This window comes from Kytococcus schroeteri (assembly GCF_002847825.1).
In the GTDB taxonomy this organism is placed as follows: domain Bacteria; phylum Actinomycetota; class Actinomycetes; order Actinomycetales; family Dermatophilaceae; genus Kytococcus; species Kytococcus schroeteri.
This window is the reverse complement of the sequence record NZ_PKIZ01000100.1, coordinates 1-346: the sequence shown is the minus strand read 5'-3', so window position 1 is coordinate 346 and position 346 is coordinate 1. Positions and strand designations below refer to the sequence as shown.

Here is a 346-nt window from a genome sequence, read left to right as displayed (position 1 = left end):
GCGAGTGATGCAGGCAGGAGTTCAACTGCCGCAGCGCACCGGCCCGGTCCCGATCGGCGCGGCCGGCGATGTCCACGAGGTCGCGGCTGCGCAGGATAGCCTCCGGGGAGATGTCGCCGCGGCGAGCCATTTTGTCCTTGGGCACTTTGATGTCGAAGTAGGCCTCTAGCATTGCGGAAAGACCAATACGTTCGGCGCCCAGGATCTGTCCGGCAATCTGCGTATCGTGCAGCACGCGCGGGCGCCAACCCAAAGCCAACAGGCACGGCAGGTCGGTGTGAGCGGCATGAAGTACCCATTCGGCTTCATTCACGACTGTGGCCATGCGTCGGGTCGCTTGGGATTC

1 pseudogene is annotated in these 346 nt (G+C 63.9%); it reads right to left on the bottom strand.

The annotated features are described in order from the left end of the window. Positions 1 to 325: pseudogene (locus CYJ76_RS11705) on the bottom strand (hypothetical protein); the annotation flags it as partial. Positions 326 to 346: the final 21 nt, after the last annotated feature.